This window comes from Agrobacterium genomosp. 13 str. CFBP 6927 (assembly GCA_900012615.1).
Classification (GTDB): Bacteria; Pseudomonadota; Alphaproteobacteria; order Rhizobiales; family Rhizobiaceae; genus Agrobacterium.
In genome coordinates, this window is sequence record LT009756.1 from 1,734,899 (window position 1) to 1,755,051 (window position 20,153).

Consider the following 20,153-nt stretch of genomic DNA (forward strand, 5'->3'; position numbering starts at 1 on the left):
GGAAATTATTTGCGCGCGGCGGTGCGGCGGCAGCGCCAGTTCCAGTCTCTAGGTTCACCCGTGTCCATGTGCACCGATTCGGTATGGCAATAGGTGCCGACACCACCGCGCTCCGGCAGGGAACGCAGATAGGTTGCAAGCTCCCATTTGGAGACGCCCTTGATCTGAATGTCGGCAGCATCGCAGGTATAATGCTTGGAGCCCTGCCTTATGCCCTTTGGCGGACGATAGCCCGAGGTGACGATGGCCGGGCTGTTATAATGACGCTCGACATCCTTGATCATCCGCACCAGTTCCGGCTTGAAGCAACCGACTTCGACATGATCTGTCTGCAGGAAAAGCCCGTTCGGGGAAACACGGGTGAGGCCGGAAAGCGACGCAAGCTTCATCAGGCCGGTCGGTTGATCTTCCTCGTCTTCGAGATGTGCATCATCGAACTCATCGGACATCATCGAGCGGCCCGAAAGCGCAATGCCCATCGTCCTGTCCGCCGCTCCCGGCAGCGCTGCAACCTGTGTGTTCTCCGCGGAACCGCTTTCAATCATTTTCGGCAGACGCTTCTTGGCTGCGCCGGCGAAAAACGCCGCAAGCGTCACGCCCTTGCCCTCGCCTTCCTGCCCGCTTTCACCGGCTGGCTGTGCGGGAGATGCAGCAGCAAGCTGTTCAGATGCTGCCTGCGGCACCGGCACCGCCTGACGGTTTTCGCTGTGCTGTTCCGCTGGGACCTGCCCGGCGGGAGCCTGAACCGGCGCTGCAACGGGCTGCGGCTGCGCCGCCTGCATGGGTGCCGAATAAACGCTGCTGACGGCGGGAATGATTTTCTGGGATGGCGCGCCGGTGGCAGCGACACCCGGGGCCCCCGCTCCCGCCGCAACGGCAGGTGCGGTGGAATAGATGCTGGATGTCCCGGCGGAAATCGCGGTCGGCTGCGTCGTCAGCCCGCCAATATCGGCGGCTGCGCCGTAACCCTGCGCCGGGCCGCCCGGTGTCTGAGGCTGGGCCGGCACGGAAGCGCCGGCCGCCGATGCCACGGCGGGATCCACATAATGTCCCTGCTGCGCGCCGGCCGCCGGCGTGGCGGCGGCCGTTTGCGGCTTCTGCTGTGCGGCAATCTCCGGCTTCTTGTTACTGGCGGCCAACTCGTCATCGGTCACGGCGGAAACGCACCCGGAAAGCCCGAGCAGCGAAACGGCAATAACAAGACGCTGACAGGAAACGCGTCCTTTCGCGCCGTCTGCAGCTTTCATGAGTGGCCTCCGTATCTTGCATTTCCAACAGCAGCACGGGAACGGGCGCGTGTGCTTTCCCAAAACGGGACAGGCCGTTTCGATTCGCGGACTATGCCTCATCCCATCCGGACAAGGCAAGAGCGCCCGAAAACGCCGCTGTTGGCCGGGAAAATCCCTACCAGGAACCGGTATTCTGCATAGATATCCACGGTTCGGCTGGTGCGAGGCTTTCGCCTTTCTGCAGGATTTCGAATGAAATGCCATCCGGCGAACGGACAAAGGCCATGTGACCGTCCCGTGGCGGCCGGTTGATCACGACGCCATTTTCCTGAAGACGGGCACAGAAATCGTAAATATTGTCGACCTCGTAGGCCAGATGGCCGAAATTGCGTCCGCCTGTGTAGTCTTCCGTGTCCCAATTATAGGTGAGCTCGAGGCTCGGGGCTTTTTTTTCCTTTGCCGCAGCAATGTCATCACGTGCCGCAAGAAAAACCAGAGTGAATCGGCCTTTTTCGTTTTCGATTCGGCGTATTTCCTCGAGACCCATGAGGTCGCAATAGAATTTCATTGATTCGCCAAGGTCTTTGACGCGAACCATTGTGTGCAGATACCGCATTTTCTTACTCTCCAATACACGGGTCGGGGGCCGTTAAACGCATGATGGCAAGCCCCGGACAAGGACGGTGACATAAAAGCAGCTGCGCAAATCAAAAACTAGGGCTTGCGTGGAACCGTTACCAAGATGTTAATCTGGTACACAGGAATCAGTTGACCGGTGTATGGCGCGTAATCGAGGGGTTGGCAGGATATGGCTGATAGGATGTCATCGAAAACGATAGTCGATGTCGAGGACCTTTCGGGCGATGCCGTCGACCTGACCGAAATCACCGGCGTCGTGAAATGGTTCGATGTCGCCAAGGGTTTCGGCTTCATCGTGCCTGATAACGGCATTCAGGATGTGCTGCTGCATGTCTCCTGCCTGCGCCGCGATGGATACCAGACCATTCTGGAAGGCACCCGCATCGTCGCGCTCATCCAGCGGCGTGACCGCGGTTTTCAGGCCTTCCGCATCCTGTCGATGGATCAGTCGACCGCCGTTCACCCATCGCAGCTGCCGCCGGTGCGCACCCATGTGCAGGTCACGCCTTCAAGCGGGCTGGAGCGCGCCATCGTCAAGTGGTTCAACCGCACCAAGGGTTTCGGCTTTTTGACGCGTGGTGAAGGAACGGAAGATATTTTCGTGCATATGGAAACGCTGCGCCGTTTCGGCCTGACGGAACTGCGCCCCGGCCAGGTGGTGCTGGTGCGTTATGGCGATGGCGACAAGGGTTTGATGGCGGCGGAAATCCACCCGGACAACCCTGTCTCGGTCGGGATGTCGCACTGATGGCCGCGATATTGGGAAAGATTGCGAAAAGCGCCGTTATGGCGCTTCTTTTTTTCACACTCGCGGGCGTCGCGCAGGCTCAGCAGCAGACCTTTGCCTCCGAGCCCCTGACAATTGAAACCGCGTCCGGCAAAAACCACAACTTCATAGCGGAACTCGCCCTCAATAATGCCCAGCGCGAGCAGGGCCTGATGTTCCGCAAATCCATGCCGCTTGAAAACGGCATGCTGTTCGACTTTGGCCAGGAGCGGGACGTGGCCATGTGGATGAGGAACACCCTCATTCCGCTCGATATGCTGTTCATCGCCCGGGACGGGCGCATCACCCATATCCACGAAAACGCTGTCCCCCACTCGGAAGCGATCATCAGCTCCCGCGGGGCGATAAAATTCGTGCTTGAACTGAATGGCGGCACCGCCAGGCGTTATGGCATCAAGCCGGGGGACATGGTCCGCAGTGCCCAGATCGGCAACCGGAAATGATGTTGCCGCGTTAATACATCTGAAAAAGCCGGACGACACCTCGCCCGGCTTGCAGGATATTAATAAACCGGCTCGATATGGCTCAAAATCCGGCAATTGGAGATGGAGGCGGCAAGATTGATGGCGATATCGATCGCCTCGACCGAATCAGCCGTGCCTTCCAGATAGATCACGTCATTTTCGACGATTGCGGAAATCCGCGACTTCTCAAGTCCCGTTTCAAAGGCCAGCGCCGAAGTGATCGCCTGGCATACGCCAGCCATGCGGTCGCCGAAGAAGCTTTCCTGAATACCTGACAAATTGAACATCTGCGTTCTCCTTCTTATGGACTTTACAACGCGCCAATAGCGGTTTTGTTCATCTCCGGTTCATCATTTCGTTCATCTTCCATTCATCTTGGAAAATTGGAACCCCCTCACCGATCACATTTTAGGTGATCGGGAACCATTTCGTGAGGCGGGCATTTCGCGCATGGGAGAGAAAACGGCCTTCAAGGCACATGAAACAGGGAGGAGAATGACATGCTGATAAACAGAACGGAGCCGTGTCACCACGCCTCGTGGATGAAGCCGGTGGCGATCCATCTGCCGCTCTGCGTCGCCGTGGAGATTTACAGCCCCCTGGTGGCGCTGGACATGCTGATGTACCGCTGGCCCGAGGAACACGGCCCGGAATATGAGGAAGCACGCAGGAACTGCCTCGATGCTATCGCCGGCAGGTGCGACATCGAAAAGGCGCGGGAATCGTTTCTCGTCGCAAGCAGTCACGCGCATATCCTGAACATCCACTAAAGTTCATTGGCACTAATGATGACTGGGCCCTTCTCGACGGAGGGCTTTTCTTTGCCGCCGGACCGGCGCTACGGTGCCGTTTCCCGCACCCGCACCCTGCCCGCCTGTCGATGATGACATGTAACTGTCACTCAAACGTTATAATCGGCAGGAACGAATTCCATGGAATCGGTTGGCGGACAGACCGCCGAAAGCTTGGGAGTGGGACTGGCCAGCATGGAAACTGTTTTTGCCCTTTGCGCAATTCTGCTCCTCGCCTTCAATCTTCTCGGCATTGTTCTCGCCGGCTGGCGCCTGACAAGACGAGACATGGAAAACGAGCTCGTGCGACAGAGACCGCCGGTCTCGCTGGTGGTCCCGCTGCGCGGCGTCGAAAACTTCACACCATTGACACTCTCCCGGGCCTTCGAGCTCGACTGGCCGGACTATGAACTGCTGTTCTGCGTCGCCGACGAATTCGATCCCGTGATCGAGGAAGTGCGAAAGGCAAGCGCCGCCTCCCCCGCAGTGTCCGCACAATTGCTGATCGGCGACGACCGCATAAGCGCCAATCCGAAACTGAATAATTGCGTCAAGGGCTGGCGCGCCGCCCGCCACGAATGGGTCATTCTGGCCGATTCGAACGTGCTGATGCCGCAATCCTATATCACCACCATGATGTCGGCCTGGCGGCAGGATAGCGGGCTCGTCTGCTCGCCGCCGCTCGGCTCCCGGCCGGCAGGTTTCTGGGCGCATGTGGAATGCGCCTTCCTCAACGGCTCGCAGGCCCGCTGGCAATATGCGGCGGAAGCGATCGGCATGGGTTTTGCGCAGGGCAAATCGATGTTGTGGAACAAACCGTTTCTGGAGGAACATGGCGGCATTCGCGCGCTCGCTGCTGAAATTGCCGAGGACGCCGCCTCGACCAAGCTGGTCAGAAATGCCGGCCGCAAGGTGCACCTGGTCTCAGCCCCCTTCGAGCAGCCACTCGGCCAGCGTCATGCCGGCGAGATCTGGTCGCGCCAGACCCGCTGGGCGCGGCTGCGACGCGTGACCTTCCCGCAATATTTCGCTCCGGAAATCCTGACCGGCGCGCTTCCCCCGCTTCTCTTCGCGCTCGCAGCCGCCATCGCTGTCGATGCCGACCTCACGCTCACCACTCTTGCCGTCCTTACCCTCATATACGGCCCGGAACTGGTGCTGACAGCGCTCAATGGATGGCCGATATCTCTCCATACCCTGCCGGCGATGATCGCGCGGGATGTAATCATGCCATTTGTATGGGTGCGCAGCTGGGTCGGCAGTGCGGTGGCCTGGCGCGGCAATGTCATGACGATCGGCACGGCCGAAAGTACCCTTGCCGGGCCATCAGCAGACTGAACAGAAGCTTGTTTGAAGAGGTTACGCCGGCAAGCTGATGTCTTGCTTTAAAATGGTCGGAGTGGAGAGATTCGAACTCCCGACCCTCTGGTCCCAAACCAGATGCGCTACCAGACTGCGCTACACTCCGCCGAGGCGATGGCTGGGGAATACACGGTTCACCCAAACTCCGCAACAGGGAAATTCATCTTTGTTCAGCCATTATCCCCATCGGCAAAACCTGGTGCCTACGTGGCAAGAGCGCGAAAGGAAAGCGCGGGATAATCGTCTTGACTCTCACATGAAGTCGGTCCATTTCAAATTCAGCGTTCCTGACACGATTTGGTTATTCTATTCAGGTACGTGAATAGTAATCCGGGGTGCTACGCCCCACCGCCCAACCGGAGCAGTTTCGACATGTCTGCGAAGATTTACCGCCCTGCAAAAACCGCCATGCAATCCGGCAAGGCGAAGACCAATGTCTGGGTTCTGGAATTCGACGCCGAGGTTCCGCGCAAGATCGATCCGATCATGGGCTACACCTCCAGTTCCGACATGAAGCAGCAGGTCAAGCTGACATTCGAAACGCAGGAACAGGCCGAAGCCTACGCACAGCGCAAGGGCATCGAATACCGCGTCATTCAGCCGAAGGAAGCGACACGCAAGGTGGTTTCCTACACCGACAATTTCCGTTTCAACCGCACCCAGCCCTGGACGCACTGAAACAGGACGATCAAAGTTTTTGCCGGAGCATCGATTGCCCGGCATGACGGCCCCTTAGCTCAACTGGATAGAGCAACTGCCTTCTAAGCAGTAGGTCGCAGGTTCGAGTCCTGCAGGGGTCGCCACATTTCTAGAACACAAAATCAACGCTTATCCGACATACAGTGATTTCGCTGGTTTGGTTTGTCCCTGCGCTGGTTGATCGGGGCAACTCGCGGCATTTGATTTGGGCATCTTCGATTTTTCCTACTTATACTCATTTCGCGCCACGGCTCGAGACCTCGAGCCCGAGGCCAGCGACGACGCGCGTGCGAGGAAAATGGTGCATACCCGGTCGAATCCACTGCCTGGCGGCGCGGACGGCCGCCGGGAGAGCGTCACGCGAGGGCTTTGTTAACTGCGGCGAAAAGCGTTTCGAACTGCTTCACCTCGTCACCAGTAAGATCGGCCGCAGTGTGATCTTTGCTCCATCTCAAGAACGCTTTTGCAAGGCGGTACTTTTTGAAGTCCTTAATCTCTTTGGTGAAAATATCGACGATCGGTCTGTCGGAGTTCTTGGCTTCTATTGCCCCGACATCGATGCCAAACTCGACCTTGGCGATATCGATCAGGGTTTTACGGAGGAGGTCCTCAATTTCAGAAGTCTTTACTTTGGAGATGAGGAAATCGTCAGTCCTTAGGATCGCCTTCTGCTTGAGCGTATGGGTCAGAACATCATGGCTCGCGACGGTGTCGCCCGCCCTGTCCGAGTCAAGTAGTGCCGCAACCTTCAGATTGTTCGCATGGAGGATCGTCGCAAAATAGGCGATCTTACTGGCAGTGCCAGCCGGGATCATCGCAATTTTGTTGTCGAGATGGGTCTTCGATGCGGCCTCAAGAAGAGCGGACAGAGCGTCGATATACCAATAGTCGGTCAACCCTTCGAGTATGAAGTTCTTTTTTTCGTGAACAGGCTTTGAGCCAAATCGTAGCCGAGTGCCTCCTGAAGCGGCAGGAGGCCAGCAGGATCGTTGGAGGTGACGGTGGTATGTACCTTCGTTCCGATACTCCGATCGGTCATCTCAACGACGCGGACCAAATCAAGTTCGCCACTACCGACGAGGAAAGGCGAGTGGGTGGTGAAGATTGTCTGGTTGTTTTCCGCCAAACGGGAGATCGTCTTTTGAAACTCTCGCTGCTTCAGGGCGTGCAAGCTGACGCCAGGCTCATCGAGCAAAAGGATCGCATTGCTGAAATTATCTTGTGCCTCGGCGAAGAATACGACGAAGAATGAAACTAACCACTGGAAGCCCTCTGAACGCTGATCAAGCTCGACCGATACCCCCAGATCGTCTTCCACCACAACCTTGAGGTACTGGCCATCGGCGAAAACTCGAAGTCTGTCCGCCTCAGCACGAGTGGGATCGGGGTTCCAGATCGTGCGGATTTCCCGTGTGAGCATAGCGCTGGCCGCGTCAAGCTGATAGTGGCGCTCATCGGTTTTCCGCTCGATGGTCGCAAGGTTCTGCTGACTGCCGTCCTGCCGCTGTTGGTCGGTGACAGTACCTGCTGCTGCCAACTCCTGCGCCGTGAAACCGAGCAGTTTGAGAAGACAAAGATTTCCATAGTCGTACTTCTCGTCGTCCATGAGCTTCTTGGATTGACGCTCATGCAGATGCGCCAAATGAATGCGCGGACGAACCCGAAAGTAATTGCTCGAGAGAACAAAAACCGGCAGGCGCGAATGAAGCGTGGAGAGAACTTCATCCAGTTCGTCAGCTTCATCGATCGACGCCAACGCTGAATCGTAACTCTTTTCGACGGCCGACCCTTCATCGATTGAGGTCAAGCTTTTCCGCAACCATGTGCGGATTTTTGTGCGGTCATCTTTTGAAAGATGCCGCCTGGGATTCATTCCTTCCAGTACCCTCGCCAACTCGTCGAGCGCCTTTGTGGTTTCTGTCCCGGTCTCCTCGAGGCTTCTCTTGTCGATATGTGTTGCGACCCGGTCAAGCGCCTTCTGGACCTCAGAAAGCGCGACGCCTGACTTCGCCAAGTCTGTACTGTGAATTCCTGAGTTGTCGAGATACCTCGTTAAAGTATAGGCTGTCACCTTGTTGCGATAATTCTCAGGCAAAGCATCCCGGTCGTCTTCATCAAGATCAAAAGTAGCTGCAACAACTGGAACCTTCTTCGGATCGACTTTCCCGGTTTTGATGTCACTGAAAAGAGACCTGGGATAGTCGCGGAGGGCGTCTAACTGAGGCACATCCTTGGGGCGATTTAACTGCTGGATGGCCTGTAAGATTGCCGACTTACCTGCCTCATTGGGACCAACGAGGATGGTCTTCTCGCGTTCGACGTCGATAATACCGGTATCCTTGATGCTGCGATAGTTGGTAACTCGCACAGTTTTGAGCTTCACTCGACCCCTCCAGCTTTACATACTGATTTCATGCTTCACCGAAGCGCGGTCTTTTGCAAGCCTGCCGGGCAATCGTTTACGAAATTGGTTGTGGAATGGGTTGGACGAACTCGTTTTTCGCGAATGGATTTAGCTGAGACAGCCTCCGTCTTAAACTGATTCACGGGCGCTGATGGCCACCAGTATAGCGCTCGCCGATCAGCTCCCTGGTGATGATGACAACTCGCTGTCGAACGGGATGCCGTAGACGGATCGCGTTAACTTTTATCTCAGTCCGACAATCGGCTAAGTTACGGATGACTCTGCTTGCGTTGCATTCATGTGCTCCAATTTCATTGGAAAAACCTAACTCGGCGTCTAGGAAACCGGTAGCAGACCAGCCAGGTGTTTTTTCGAGGTCGGTCGGTAGAGGACAGGGAATGACGCTTGCCCCAGCGACTTGATCTGAAAACCGGCTGGAACTAGGGTCAGCCCGCTAGAAAATAAGGAAAGTACTTCATGCCAGTAACCTTCATCCCCACTATCGGGCGGCGCGAGAACGATGCGGTTGCGAACAGCTTGGTTCGGGCTGTTCGTGCGGGAGAAGTATTTGGACATGCCGAAAAGATCGTCCTCTATGCCGGGTGGCCGCAGGTCAAAGATTACGACGGCCGCACGCATAGTTCAGACCTGACGGTTGTGGGTGAAGCGCAGGGTATCAAACTCGTCAAGATTTCATTGTCGTCCGACAGGGTGGATGTGAAGCGTGATGCCGTCAGCATCCTTCAAGCGGCCGCAACCACCGAATCCCTGATGGCCAAAAGTCTGCAGCTCAAAAAGAAGCGTCGGTTGATTTTTGATGTCGTTCCGATCATCTACGCCCCGAACCTTGATACGAATCAATTTGACAACGAGGAAGTCGAGTTCGCGGGCAGCGACAGCGAACTCTTCCGCCTCCTCAAGCAAGAAAGCGGCCCGCTCGACAGTGCTCAGATTGCAGAGGTTCAAGCCATTATCGAAGGCGCAAAAGCGCTTGGACAGATATTGGATGCCGATGAAGACGAAGAAGTCCACCCAGTTGCCAGAGCATATCGCGACCTCGAAGCAGTTATTTACAATTTCGATGCAACACAGAGGTCAGTTGCACTAACCGCTATTCAAGGACCCCAACGAATTCGTGGTTTGGCTGGCACTGGTAAAACCGTCATCCTCGCGATGAAGGCGGCGCTCGCACACATCGAAAATCCAAACGCTAAGATTCTAATCACATACTACACTCGAAGTCTGCGAGATATTATTGAGCGATTGATTACAAGGTTTCACCGGCACTTTGCCGAGGTCGACCCAAACTGGGATAACGTCCATGTTCGCCATGGTTGGGGACGCCAGAATTTGCCTGGCGTCTACCGAGATACCTGTATCCGCGCAGGCGTCTCGCCAAAGTCGTACAATGATGTAAGCAACGTTAGCGATCCGTTTGGCACAGTATGCCGCGACTTGGTCGATCGAGGCGTCATTGCTTCGTATTACGATGTTATTTTGGTGGATGAAGGCCAAGACTTTCCCGACGGCTTCTATCAAATGTGTTTCTATCTTGCGAAAGGCGACCGCGACCGGAAGCAGATCATTTGGGCATATGATGAGTTGCAGAACGTTTTCGACGTGAAAGTTCGAGAACCGGAACAGCTGTTTGGAAACGATACTGATGGCCAACCTCGCATCTCCCTGACCCGCAGCCTGCCGGGTGGAACGGAGACCAATGACTTCGTTCTCCAACGCTCATATCGAAATCAACGCGACGTATTGATCCTTGCGCATGCGGTGGGCTTCGGCATCTACGGTGAAATTGTCCAAATGCTTGAGAACGCCAAACACTGGGAAGACGTCGGCTATGACGTTGTTTCAGGGACTTTCACAGCGGGAAGCGAGAACGTTGTGGAGCGTCCGACTGTGAACAGTCCCAGCGTCTTGCACACCCCTGCAGACGTCCCGATCATTCGAGGCCAATCGGCAACATCCTTCGACGAGGAGGTTCAAGCCGCAGTAGCGGAGGTGAGGTCGTTCATTGGGAAGGGCATACATCCACATCAAATCTTAGTGGTGAGCTTGGATGATCGCACGGCGAGAAGTTACTTCACGAAGATTTCTGACCAGCTTTTAGCCTTTGGAATACCGTGCAACAACATTCTTATCGACAAATACAGCGAACCGCCATTCCGGATAGACGGGAAGGTGACACTGAGCACTGTCTACCGCGCCAAGGGAAATGAGGCCGCGGTCGTGATCGTGGTCGGTGCCGACGCGGCCTCGTTGAAGACGAGAACCGGTCGCAATAAGCTATTTGTCGCGTTTACTCGTACTAAGGGATGGCTACGTGTTTTTGGCCTTGCAACGAAGACCTTCTCGCAATTGGCGCTGGAGATTAATGCAGCCGTCGCCAATAGTCCGCGCCTAACTTTCACAATGCCAAACATGAGCCAACTCAATACGATTCAACGTGGCCTAGAGGAGAAGCATGCTCGTTTGGTCGAGGCCAAGCGTCGAATGGAGCGTTTGAGGAATGAACTCAATCTATCCGCTGAGGACATGGCGAGCTTGGTCGAGGATGACTAATGACGCGGGATGATTTCAATGCCAGCATTCGTGCAGTCCACGCCTTTTTCGAGAATGAAGACTTTCTTGAAAGCAGTGTCTATTTGGTGGCGCTTCCACGGTCAGAAGACTTCAACGCAACGACTCTTACATCGAAGGACTACAGCGCCGTTTACGAAAAGGGCCTCTCACTTTCGCACTATAATTTCATATTGAAGGACCTTGCGTACTTTCAGTTCTCACATGCATCAGAAGGAGAGTGGGCGCTGGCATACTACCCGAATCCCCGGGTAAGTGGTTCACCGGACGCCTTTGCGGAATTTAATGAATTGAAGGATGCTTTCGACCGAGACGAGATTAACGATGAAGAGTTTTCGTCAATGGTTTCTAGCATCCACGTTGGCAACTACATTCCCCGTGTCAGGTTCGAGTACAGTGAGAGCCAATACAGGCGTGTCAAGCATCCTGGCGCACATTTCCACATTGGTATGTCCGGCGAAGATCGATGGGCTTCGTCCCGCAAACTATCGCCTCGATCGTTCGGGATGCTTATCGCGAAGCATTATTACCCCGATCTTTGGTGGAAGAAATCCAGGTTTTCCCTCTCGGAAGAGGATCAAGAACTCCCAGGCAATGTCGAAACCTGCATCGACGAGAAGCTGCTAAATTCCATCCGCAACGATGGCATCTCTCATTCTTTTGCCGACTTTGAGCGCCAGACTTTCCATTTCGGGGCTCTTCAGCCTAATCCGGCATAGTTGTCTGGAGAATGCTTAAAATTGGGCGAGTTGTGAATGAAGGCGAACAAAAGTTATAGGCCTTCAATATCTCCCGGTTTCAGGTGACCTTCTTGATTCAAGACGTCATCAAGCGAATTGACGACACCCTGCTCAAAAGACACCTCGAACTTGCCATCGGGGACAATGATGTATTGCGACGACGTGCGTGCCGCATCCAGAAGGCTCGGCAGGTCGGCAGATGCTTCATCGATCGTCCAGGTTCGTGACATCGTCACCGTCTCTCCAATTTTCGAATTACGACTTCTATACTTCGACGTTTACGGAAAACCGGCACATGCCGGCTACGACCTTTGGTGATTCCGTTTACGTCCGAGGGTTTCGAAATGGCAGGCCCCATTTTTTTGCTGGATACGAACATCCTGAGCAATGCCGGTTTGCAACGCCCTCCGCCAGGGTTGCGTGCCTGGATGAAAGCCATGGGAGCAGATTCACTCGCCATCTCGTTCCCCGCTATAGCAGAGTTGAGGCGGGGTGCCCATCTGGCCTTGAAACACGATCCACAAAAAGCGCAACGACTCCACAACTGGATTGATGACATCCTCTCCGTGGACTTCCAGTTCGCCGAACTCACAGCCAAAGCCGCCAATCTCTATGCCGAAATGACCACCGTCGGACCCCTCCGACATCTGCATGTGCCAAGTCCTGAGCAGAAGAAGGATAAGATCGGACACGATCTCCTGTTCGCGGCTCTGTCGATCACCCATGAGATGCCGATCGCTTCCTTCAACGTGAAAGATTTCGTCCTGATCGACAGGTATTTCCCGTTACCGGGCGTATTTCATCCTGTTGAAGTTCAATGGCACGTTCCATGCCACGCTGTGATACCCGACGACGATTACGGAATGACGCTGCCTTCATTGCCCGAGTTCGTATCCAGCGGTTTTGGCTTTATGAGGTAGGCCGAAGCTCTCGCTCCTTTCTACGGCAGCTCTGACCACCGCGGCGGCCAAACTGCCCTCCCGCAAAAGACCGGCATGAAGATCGAGAAGGGCATCCCTATGTTCTTCGAGTAGGAATTTCGCGCGCCGAAACTCCGCCTGCAATGTCGCCTCGACTGATTTGCTGAGAGCCTTGCGGCGGTGACGGAATGCCGACAATTCACGTGGACTGTCACCAGGTTCGACAGCCAGGGTTTTCCCAAGACCCCACTTGGTTTCCATCATCGTCGCCAGATCAGTTGCACGGTTGAGGTCGGCCGATGGATCGCCACCAGCACCGCTACCGAATTCCCCGAACAACACTTCTTCGGCTGCGATACCACCCAGAAGCGTGGCGATCTTGTTGCGAAAATACGTCGAAGTCTTTCGACTGAACAGCCGCTCTTCGAATTCCGTGTGGCCCAGAGATTGCGAGGACCGGCCGACTTGAATGCTTCTCTGAATCGAAACCGACACCAACGGATCGGCCTCGAGCAAAACACCGAGAATGGCATGTCCGAGTTCGTGGGCAGCGACACAGCGTTGTACGGCCATTGGAACTGGGATGACTGGTGGCATGGCTGTGGCGAGATCACTGAGCAACATCGAGCGTTTTGCTCTTCTCGCATGGCGTCGGGCATCACGGACACACCGTTCGATGTCGGCACCAGACCAGCCGTCGCTTGCCGACACCACGTCGTCCAGCGCTTCGTCTGCAAGGTCTCCCCGGAGATAGAAACGATAGATGTCATGACGCGCTGTGTCATCTGGGAGAGGAATCGAGAAATGGCGTTCCAAGCGTCCTGCCCGAAGAAGCGCCGGATCGATAATATCCGGATAGTTCGTTGCGCCAATCACCACGACGCCCTCATGCAACTGTGCGCCGTCCAAAAGTTCCAGAAGTGCGTTGATGACCTGACGATGGTAGTTGTCGTTGCTACTGCCGGTTCTGTCGTCGCGGCTAGTAAAACTATCGAATTCATCAATCAGGAGGATCGACGGTGCCTGCCGCGCGGCCTCGGCAAACGCCTTGCGCATTGCCTTCAGCATATCGCCAAGGTGACCATTCGCCTGCCATCGAGCCGCCGACCCGAGGACTAGGGGAACGTTACAGGTTCTTGCCAAAGCCGTCGCGTAGGAGGTCTTGCCCGATCCCGGAGGACCCGAAATCAGGACGCCGCAATCGACATCGTGCCAGGAGAGTCTCCCAGCCTTCCATGCCGCCAAGTCCTCTGTGAGTTCGAGACCCCATGTTTTAGCCTCACCGTATCCGGATAGGTCGCGCAGGCTTGGCCCCGCCGACAAGGAGTCAGAGGAACGCTTTCCTTTCTCGACATGAGGATACCGACGGAGACGCCCGATGCTCACAGCTACGGATCGTCCGCGCCGCCAACCGAGTTCGACCCGCTTGGGAGATTGGTGCGCCAAAAAATCGGCATCGGCATTCGTGACAGTCCCGAGCCTCATCCGCCGCGCCGCAATCCGATAATCGTTCGGAGCCGGTAGTCCCAGAGAGACCACGATGTCAGCGACGATGCGGACCTCGTCAGACAGAAGCTCCTCGTCTTGGAGAAGAATGATCGCCCGTTTGAGTTCTCGAAGTTTTCTGAACGCCTGGAAATCGTCGGCAAGTTCAGTCTCTTCGCCGATGACGAGGACGTAGTTGTTGCCGTGTTCGCCACCGACCGGCACAGTCCCCTCAAGCAACCATTTGGCGGCCATCTTGTAGGCATGGATGTCTGCCTTCGGCGGCATGACGAAAGCCGCGACGAACGAAGATCGCCTTTTCAGGAACTGGCGGATCGATCTCGACATTGCGATGATGGCTAGATGGGTCGGCAGGGTAAGCTCGTACTTCGAGCTATGGTACGGATCGCGATTGGCGATCAGGTTATCGCTATAAGACTGCATGTATGCCTCGGAACACTGGGAATGATGATGACGATTACGGGCGGTCAGGTCCGTATCCGCCGCACCATTGTCTCGGGGCCGAGTAATTCCGTATCGAGATCGACTTCGACGAAACCGCGCAAGATCATCTGGGCCAGTCCGGCAACTGGCTTGGTTTCGGTAAAAACTGTCAGGCATTCGGCAATCGTCAGATTGCCGTGCTCTTCCAAGACGGCGAGTAACCGCAAACGGTCACCGAGCGCTAGAACCGTACCGCCATACCGAAGCAGGTCTTTGGCATTCTGAAGACGCGGACCATCGTAGACTTCATCGGCGACCAGTCGTCGATATCTGACGCCATGGTTTTGGGCTGCGGCCTCGATCCCGCCTACGGCGACCGGCATCACCCTGTCGGACGCATCGACTAACAAGCGCCCGCCATCATCGTCGAGAATACCAAAATCCGGGACGTGGATACCTCCACCGTAATCGAGCGAGAGCGGCATGCAGTGCCATGACGTGATTGATGGGTTGACGTCAAACAGGCAGGCAGCATCACGCGCCGCCTGTGATCGGAAGACTGGGGGGCCATCGCATTTAACGGTGGCCATTGGATAGAGCGTACGGATGGAAGCGGAATGACGGCTTGCGCGAAGCGACTTCGCGCGCTGTGCGATACCCATTTTCTAAAACCTCAAAGAAACACGGCTGATCGAGGCCGCGGTTATCGCGGCGCGCGGGGATCAACCTATTCGTATGAGGCGGGTAAGATTTTTCATGCGTGAACAATTAGAGAACATATTTGATAATGTCAACTTCCAGCAATGACTTAGGCGAAAATATAAGACGAAAGCACTTCAGAAGGTCGTAGTTTAAAGGCGTTGACAAAAATCCACATATCCAGCATTGTCGATATATGGAAAAAGATTCAGCAATTATGGCGCTCGCTGCCCTCGCACAATCCACCAGGATGGATACATTCCGGCTCCTTGTCAGGCATGAGCCAGATGGCGTACCGGCTGGCGAACTCGCACGACTTCTCGACATTCCGCAGAATACCATGTCCGCTCATCTCGCCACACTGACGCGAGCGGGCCTCGTGACAAATGAGAGGCAAAGCCGCTCGATCATCTATCGAGCCGATCTGGAGGGGCTACGTAATCTGACTCTCTTCCTTTTGAAAGATTGCTGCGGCGGCTCTGCCGAACTCTGCGCGCCGCTGATCGCCGAACTCACGCCCTGCTGCACTCCCGGGGTGCAAGTATCATGAATGATATTAGACTGGAACCAGTCCTGGGAGGCGATGCTGGACTGAAGCTAGCGTTGTCAGCTTCCGGTCTTCCAACGGAAGACCTCGAAGACGCTGAGCGCTCGTTTTACATGCCGGCATAGAGGCGTGCGGCGGCGACGTGCTTCTCAGATCGATAGTCATCTTGCCTGAGCATCGCGGCAAGGCACTGGGAAAAGCGCTGACCAAGGAGACGCTGAGGTCCGCAAATGTAAGCTCGGCAGTTTTCCTCGCTACGACGACGGCTGCTCCGTTCTTCGAAAACCTTGGCTTCGTAGTGGTACAGCGCTCCGACGTGCCAGCCGCCGTTCTTGCAACCCGTCAGCTCTCGGGCATTTGCCCGGCATCGGCTACGATTATGAAACTCGACAGACCTTCGACCTAACCACGGAAAACGACCATGACCGACAAGACTTACAACGTGCTCTTCTTGTGCACGGGCAACTCCGCACGTTCTATTCTCGCCGAATCCATCCTCAACAAGGAGGGCGGCGAGCGCTTCCGGGCGTTTTCCGCGGGCAGCCAGCCCAAGGGCGAAGTCAATCCACATGCCCTGAAGGAACTGGACGTCCTCGGCTATCCGGCGACTGGCTTCTCGTCGAAGAGCTGGGACGTTTTCGCACAGCCGGGCGCGCCCGAAATGGACTTCATCTTTACCGTCTGTGACAGCGCGCACGGCGAGGCTTGCCCGGTCTGGATCGGACATCCGATGACTGCACATTGGGGTGTCGAAGACCCCGCAGCCGTCGAGGGTTCCGAAGTCGAAATCCAGCGGGCGTTTGCACAGGCCGCGCGCTTCCTCAAGAACCGCATCATGGCCTTCATCAATCTGCCTCTGGCTTCCATCGATCGCCTGGCGCTCGAGCAGCACGTCCGCCAGATCGGTTCGCTCGAAGGCGCTTCCGCCAAGTCCGCAAAGGCCGAATGAGATGTCTACCTTCGAACGCTATCTGACCATCTGGGTGTTCCTCTGCATCGTCGTTGGCGTCGCCTTCGGCCATCTGATGCCCGATGTATTCCAGGTCATTGGTGCGGCTGAGGTCGCGAAGGTGAACCTGCCCGTCGCCATCCTGATCTGGCTGATGATCATCCCAATGCTCATCAAGATCGATTTCCGCTCGCTGATGCAGGTGGGCACGTATTGGCGCGGCATCGGTGTAACACTGTTCATCAACTGGGCCATCAAACCGTTCTCCATGGCGCTGCTGGGATGGCTGTTCATCGGATGGCTCTTCCGTCCGTATCTGCCGGCCGACCAGATCGACTCCTATATCGCTGGCCTGATCATCCTCGCGGCCGCCCCCTGTACCGCGATGGTGTTCGTCTGGAGCAATCTGACGCGCGGCGAGCCACTGTTCACGCTCTCCCAGGTCGCGCTCAACGATGCGATCATGGTCGTCGCCTTCGCGCCGATCGTCGGGTTGCTGCTTGGGCTATCGGCGATCACCGTACCGTGGGACACGCTGGTTCTGTCGGTCGTCCTCTATATCGTGGTCCCGGTCATCATCGCCCAGGTCCTGAGAGGGCGGTTGACCGCCGACGGCACGACGAAGGCTCTGGACGCCATGCTGGCAAAGCTGCAGCCCCTTTCGCTTGTCGCCCTGCTCGCGACGCTCGTTCTCCTCTTCGGCTTCCAGGGTGAGCAGATCATTGCGCAGCCGACAATTATTGCTCTCTTGGCCGTCCCGATCCTGATCCAAGTCTACTTTAACTCCGGGCTGGCCTATCTCCTGAACCGGATGTCGGGGGAGCGCCATTGCGTCGCCGGGCCTTCGGCATTGATCGGGGCTAGCAACTTCTTCGAACTCGCGGTCGCGGCTGCCATCAGCCTGTTCGGCTTCCAGTCCGGCGCGGCGCTGGCGACAGTCGTCGGCGTACTCATCGAGGTCCCCGTGATGCTCACGGTCGTTTGGGCCGTGAACCGCACCAAGGGCTGGTACGAGGCAGCTCCCGCTGTCTCCCGGAACACCATCACTGAAAGGACATGACAATGGACGCCACCATCTATCACAACCCCGCCTGCGGCACGTCCCGCAACACGTTGGAGATGATCCGCGCAGCCGGGATCGAACCAGCCGTCATCGAGTATCTCAAGACGCCGCCGTTGCGCGACGAGTTGGAAAGGATAATCTCCGATGCTGGGCTGACAGTCCGACAGGCGATCCGCGAGAAGGGCACGCCTTACTCTGAATTGGGTCTCGACGATCTGGAACTGACGGACAACGAGCTGCTCGACGCCATGCTGAAGAACCCGATCCTCATCAATCGTCCGTTCGTCGTGACACCGCTCGGCACCAGGCTTGCACGGCCCTCCGAGGTCGTACTCGACATCCTGCCGAATGCCTTCAAGGGAGCGTTCTTCAAAGAAGACGGTGAGCAGGTCCTCGACCAGGAGGGAAAGCGCATTGTCTGAGACCTTTCCCGCTTTACAGGAACGGCACCTTCGTCAGCCTGACCTCAACGCGTTGCGTCCAGCGTTTTCGACGCACAAGCCGCGCATCCTGATCCTCTACGGCTCGCTCCGGGAGGTTTCCTACAGCCGCCTGTTGGCGCACGAAGCCAGACGTCTGCTCGAGCGCTTGGGGTGCGAGGTGCGCATGTTCGATCCGAGGGGGCTACCGCTTCCCGACGAGGCTCCGGCAAGCCATCCGAAGGTGCAGGAGCTGCGCGACCTGTCGCAATGGTCTGAGGGTCAGGTGTGGGTCAGCCCCGAGCGCCATGGTGCGATGACGGGCATCATGAAGGCCCAGATCGACTGGATTCCCCTGTCGCTCGGATCGGTTCGGCCGACACAAGGCAAGACGCTGGCGATCATGGAGGTCTCCGGTGGCAGCCAGTCCTTCAATGCTCTGAACCAGATGCGCGTCCTCGGCCGCTGGATGCGGATGATCACGATCCCCAACCAGTCGTCGGTCGCCAAGGCATACCAGGAGTTCGACGCCGACGGCCGGATGAAACCGTCGTCCTACTACGACCGCGTTGTCGACGTCTGCGAGGAGCTGGTGAAGTTCACGCTGCTAACACGGGATGGCTCGGCCTATCTGACGGACCGCTACAGCGAGCGGAAGGAGCAATCGGTCGAACTTGAAAAGCGGGTTGCCCTGAAGTCCATCTGAAGCCCTTCTATCGTAGGAGCGCAACGTGCGAATGTGGTGATCCTGCCGGCTTGGTAAGCAGGTGAACGACCAAGTTTATCGGCTTCTCAACTCCGTGGACCAAAGCCAATGTACCCGTTGCGCCGACGGAACGTGCACGTCACCCTGTAGAGGAGGATATGGGGGCGATATGCACGATTTCACCGATACGCAGGGTAATCCAGTGGATTTTATGCTGAGGGCGATGGCCCTCAGCGAGGAATGTGGCAACGTTCGCACGCTGGTCACCCAGATAAATCGTAACCATGCGACCATCATAACTACCGCGACTCAAGACCAATTAGAAACCTATCGTACACTACTCAGTCGAGCAGAGGCAGCCTCCGAGGCTGAAAGGATATATGGCTCCGGTAGTCAATTAAAACTCTCACATCCCCACATCAGGCAACTAATCATGAGTGGCCTCCTTGACGTACGCCAGACTATGGATTCCGACGTCCCCGCGCTGAATCTGGCTACGTGAGCGAAGCCGACGCGGTTTTCTGAATTATGGGCTTTGCCTCGCTATTGATCCTATAGTCTTCGTCGGCAGCTCCGATGGCTGCTTCTGGGGACGGGTAAATGCCAGGCAGCATGCCGAACGGCCCAAGGACGACAACACTCATATGGCCGCTGGAATATCGACGGGCGAATAACCTATAGCCTGGAGGCCCTCCAGGCGCAGGAATCCAGCTGAACGATTCCACGGGAACTTGGTCGGTTTCGTCAAGTTCCAGGAACTCAAGTACCTGGTCTTGAGAGAAAAAGGGATAGGGCCAAATTACCCCATCGTCTGCTTCCAGTGCAAAGCAGCCCGATCCGCGTTGGTTGAGGTAGATAATTCGGGGCATGTTATTCTTCTCCTTACAATCAAGGAGGCGATAGCATCCCCCAGTTGCCAAACAGCTAACTGGTTAGGAATGGCGAAAAGTGGCCACGGCGGCAACTCCCGGCATAGCGCGGCGCATTTGACGAAACCATCGGCGCGTTACGACCGTGTCGTCGATATCTGCGAAGAACTCGTGAAGTTCATCCTGCTGACGAGGGATTCTTCCGCATGCCTAACTGACCGCTACAACGGGTGGAAGAGCATGTGGCCAAACTTGAAATGCGGGTCCACCTCAAGTTGATCTGACGAGAAACGTCGTCGGCTGTGACGCCAGAGATGAACGATCGACGGCAACAAGATCATTGCGAGC

22 protein-coding genes, 2 tRNA genes and 1 pseudogene are annotated in these 20,153 nt (G+C 56.3%); 16 read left to right on the forward strand and 9 right to left on the reverse strand.

Annotated features, from left to right (window positions below):
* Positions 1-5 precede the first annotated feature (5 nt).
* A complete protein-coding gene (locus AGR13A_RS08630) occupies positions 6-1,247 on the reverse strand; it encodes a YcbK family protein (protein WP_167377446.1) in 1,242 nt (413 codons plus the stop codon).
* A 157-nt stretch (positions 1,248-1,404) separates the two neighbouring features.
* Positions 1,405-1,845, reverse strand: coding sequence for a VOC family protein (locus AGR13A_RS08635; RefSeq protein WP_080834767.1), 441 nt, complete (start codon positions 1,843-1,845; stop codon positions 1,405-1,407).
* 192 nt (positions 1,846-2,037) lie between these two features.
* On the opposite strand from AGR13A_RS08635, the gene AGR13A_RS08640 reads away from it, so the two are divergent.
* Both AGR13A_RS08640 and AGR13A_RS08645 read left to right on the forward strand, forming a co-directional pair.
* Positions 2,038-2,616, forward strand: coding sequence for a cold-shock protein (locus tag AGR13A_RS08640; RefSeq protein ID WP_035224290.1), 579 nt, complete (start codon positions 2,038-2,040; stop codon positions 2,614-2,616).
* Positions 2,616-3,098: a DUF192 domain-containing protein gene (locus tag AGR13A_RS08645; RefSeq protein ID WP_167377447.1), complete on the forward strand. Its 483-nt coding sequence runs from the start codon at positions 2,616-2,618 to the stop codon at positions 3,096-3,098. Before AGR13A_RS08640 ends, AGR13A_RS08645 begins: the two co-directional genes overlap by 1 nt.
* Positions 3,099-3,157: 59 nt before the next feature.
* On the opposite strand, the gene AGR13A_RS08650 is transcribed toward AGR13A_RS08645, so the two are convergent.
* Entirely contained in the window at positions 3,158-3,406 is a 249-nt protein-coding gene (locus AGR13A_RS08650; protein WP_003495474.1) for a BON domain-containing protein, read from the reverse strand.
* Positions 3,407-3,619: 213 nt separating this feature from the next.
* Here AGR13A_RS08650 and AGR13A_RS08655 point away from each other — a divergent pair, with 213 nt between their 5' ends.
* Together AGR13A_RS08655 and AGR13A_RS08660 are read left to right on the forward strand one after the other, a co-directional pair.
* Positions 3,620-3,889, forward strand: coding sequence for a DUF982 domain-containing protein (locus AGR13A_RS08655; RefSeq protein ID WP_035224285.1), 270 nt, complete (start codon positions 3,620-3,622; stop codon positions 3,887-3,889).
* 216 nt (positions 3,890-4,105) lie between these two features.
* Positions 4,106-5,248 (forward strand): ceramide glucosyltransferase, encoded by a 1,143-nt coding sequence (locus AGR13A_RS08660; protein WP_080834768.1) that lies wholly within the window; start codon positions 4,106-4,108, stop codon positions 5,246-5,248.
* A 53-nt stretch (positions 5,249-5,301) separates the two neighbouring features.
* Here the strand turns inward: AGR13A_RS08660 and AGR13A_RS08665 are convergent.
* Positions 5,302-5,378 (reverse strand) — tRNA-Pro (locus AGR13A_RS08665).
* A gap of 266 nt (positions 5,379-5,644) precedes the next feature.
* Here AGR13A_RS08665 and AGR13A_RS08670 point away from each other — a divergent pair.
* Positions 5,645-5,950 (forward strand): ETC complex I subunit, encoded by a 306-nt coding sequence (locus AGR13A_RS08670; protein WP_004442361.1) that lies wholly within the window; start codon positions 5,645-5,647, stop codon positions 5,948-5,950.
* A gap of 48 nt (positions 5,951-5,998) precedes the next feature.
* Positions 5,999-6,075, forward strand: a tRNA-Arg gene (locus AGR13A_RS08675).
* A gap of 252 nt (positions 6,076-6,327) precedes the next feature.
* Here the strand turns inward: AGR13A_RS08675 and AGR13A_RS25060 are convergent.
* Positions 6,328-6,867: a hypothetical protein gene (locus AGR13A_RS25060; RefSeq protein ID WP_208612391.1), complete on the reverse strand. Its 540-nt coding sequence runs from the start codon at positions 6,865-6,867 to the stop codon at positions 6,328-6,330.
* Positions 6,864-8,354 (reverse strand): AAA family ATPase, encoded by a 1,491-nt coding sequence (locus AGR13A_RS08680; RefSeq protein WP_208612392.1) that lies wholly within the window; start codon positions 8,352-8,354, stop codon positions 6,864-6,866. Before AGR13A_RS08680 ends, AGR13A_RS25060 begins: the two co-directional genes overlap by 4 nt.
* Before the next feature lie 498 nt (positions 8,355-8,852).
* On the opposite strand from AGR13A_RS08680, the gene AGR13A_RS08685 reads away from it, so the two are divergent.
* A complete protein-coding gene (locus tag AGR13A_RS08685) occupies positions 8,853-10,946 on the forward strand; it encodes a DEAD/DEAH box helicase (protein ID WP_080834771.1) in 2,094 nt (697 codons plus the stop codon).
* Positions 10,946-11,683: a DUF2290 domain-containing protein gene (locus AGR13A_RS08690; protein WP_080834773.1), complete on the forward strand. Its 738-nt coding sequence runs from the start codon at positions 10,946-10,948 to the stop codon at positions 11,681-11,683. The genes AGR13A_RS08685 and AGR13A_RS08690 overlap by 1 nt, the downstream gene beginning before the upstream one ends.
* A 53-nt stretch (positions 11,684-11,736) precedes the next feature.
* Here the strand turns inward: AGR13A_RS08690 and AGR13A_RS08695 are convergent, their stop codons facing one another.
* Positions 11,737-11,940 carry a hypothetical protein gene (locus AGR13A_RS08695; protein ID WP_139786036.1) on the reverse strand — a complete coding sequence of 68 codons (204 nt, stop codon included), beginning with the start codon at positions 11,938-11,940 and terminating at the stop codon, positions 11,737-11,739.
* Positions 11,941-12,048: 108 nt separating this feature from the next.
* On the opposite strand from AGR13A_RS08695, the gene AGR13A_RS08700 reads away from it, so the two are divergent.
* The gene (locus AGR13A_RS08700) at positions 12,049-12,624 is read left to right on the forward strand and encodes a type II toxin-antitoxin system VapC family toxin (protein WP_139786037.1); all 576 of its coding nucleotides are present in this window, start codon (positions 12,049-12,051) and stop codon (positions 12,622-12,624) included.
* On the opposite strand, the gene AGR13A_RS08705 is transcribed toward AGR13A_RS08700, so the two are convergent.
* Entirely contained in the window at positions 12,580-14,553 is a 1,974-nt protein-coding gene (locus AGR13A_RS08705; protein WP_080834779.1) for an AAA family ATPase, read from the reverse strand. The two genes, AGR13A_RS08700 and AGR13A_RS08705, sit on opposite strands and share 45 nt — an antisense overlap.
* Before the next feature lie 44 nt (positions 14,554-14,597).
* Positions 14,598-15,215 carry a hypothetical protein gene (locus tag AGR13A_RS08710; protein ID WP_080834781.1) on the reverse strand — a complete coding sequence of 206 codons (618 nt, stop codon included), beginning with the start codon at positions 15,213-15,215 and terminating at the stop codon, positions 14,598-14,600.
* A gap of 233 nt (positions 15,216-15,448) precedes the next feature.
* On the opposite strand from AGR13A_RS08710, the gene AGR13A_RS08715 reads away from it, so the two are divergent.
* The 7 genes and pseudogenes from AGR13A_RS08715 to AGR13A_RS25135 all read left to right on the forward strand — a co-directional run.
* Complete coding sequence (locus AGR13A_RS08715; protein ID WP_080834784.1) at positions 15,449-15,802, forward strand: ArsR/SmtB family transcription factor; 354 nt, start codon at positions 15,449-15,451, stop codon at positions 15,800-15,802.
* A 139-nt stretch (positions 15,803-15,941) separates the two neighbouring features.
* Positions 15,942-16,205, forward strand: a complete 264-nt coding sequence (locus AGR13A_RS25130) for a GNAT family N-acetyltransferase (protein WP_308400186.1) — start codon at positions 15,942-15,944, stop codon at positions 16,203-16,205.
* A gap of 15 nt (positions 16,206-16,220) precedes the next feature.
* On the forward strand, positions 16,221-16,748 hold the full coding sequence (locus AGR13A_RS08725; RefSeq protein ID WP_080834789.1) for an arsenate reductase ArsC: 528 nt from the start codon (positions 16,221-16,223) through the stop codon (positions 16,746-16,748).
* Between the two features lies 1 nt (position 16,749).
* Positions 16,750-17,808: an ACR3 family arsenite efflux transporter gene (gene arsB, locus AGR13A_RS08730; protein WP_080834791.1), complete on the forward strand. Its 1,059-nt coding sequence runs from the start codon at positions 16,750-16,752 to the stop codon at positions 17,806-17,808.
* A 2-nt stretch (positions 17,809-17,810) separates the two neighbouring features.
* A complete protein-coding gene (gene arsC, locus AGR13A_RS08735) occupies positions 17,811-18,233 on the forward strand; it encodes an arsenate reductase (glutaredoxin) (RefSeq protein ID WP_080834793.1) in 423 nt (140 codons plus the stop codon).
* On the forward strand, positions 18,160-18,936 hold the full coding sequence (arsH, locus tag AGR13A_RS08740; protein WP_080834796.1) for an arsenical resistance protein ArsH: 777 nt from the start codon (positions 18,160-18,162) through the stop codon (positions 18,934-18,936). Before arsC ends, arsH begins: the two co-directional genes overlap by 74 nt.
* Before the next feature lie 992 nt (positions 18,937-19,928).
* Positions 19,929-20,089 (forward strand): annotated as a pseudogene (locus tag AGR13A_RS25135) (arsenical resistance protein ArsH); the annotation flags it as partial.
* Positions 20,090-20,153: the final 64 nt, after the last annotated feature.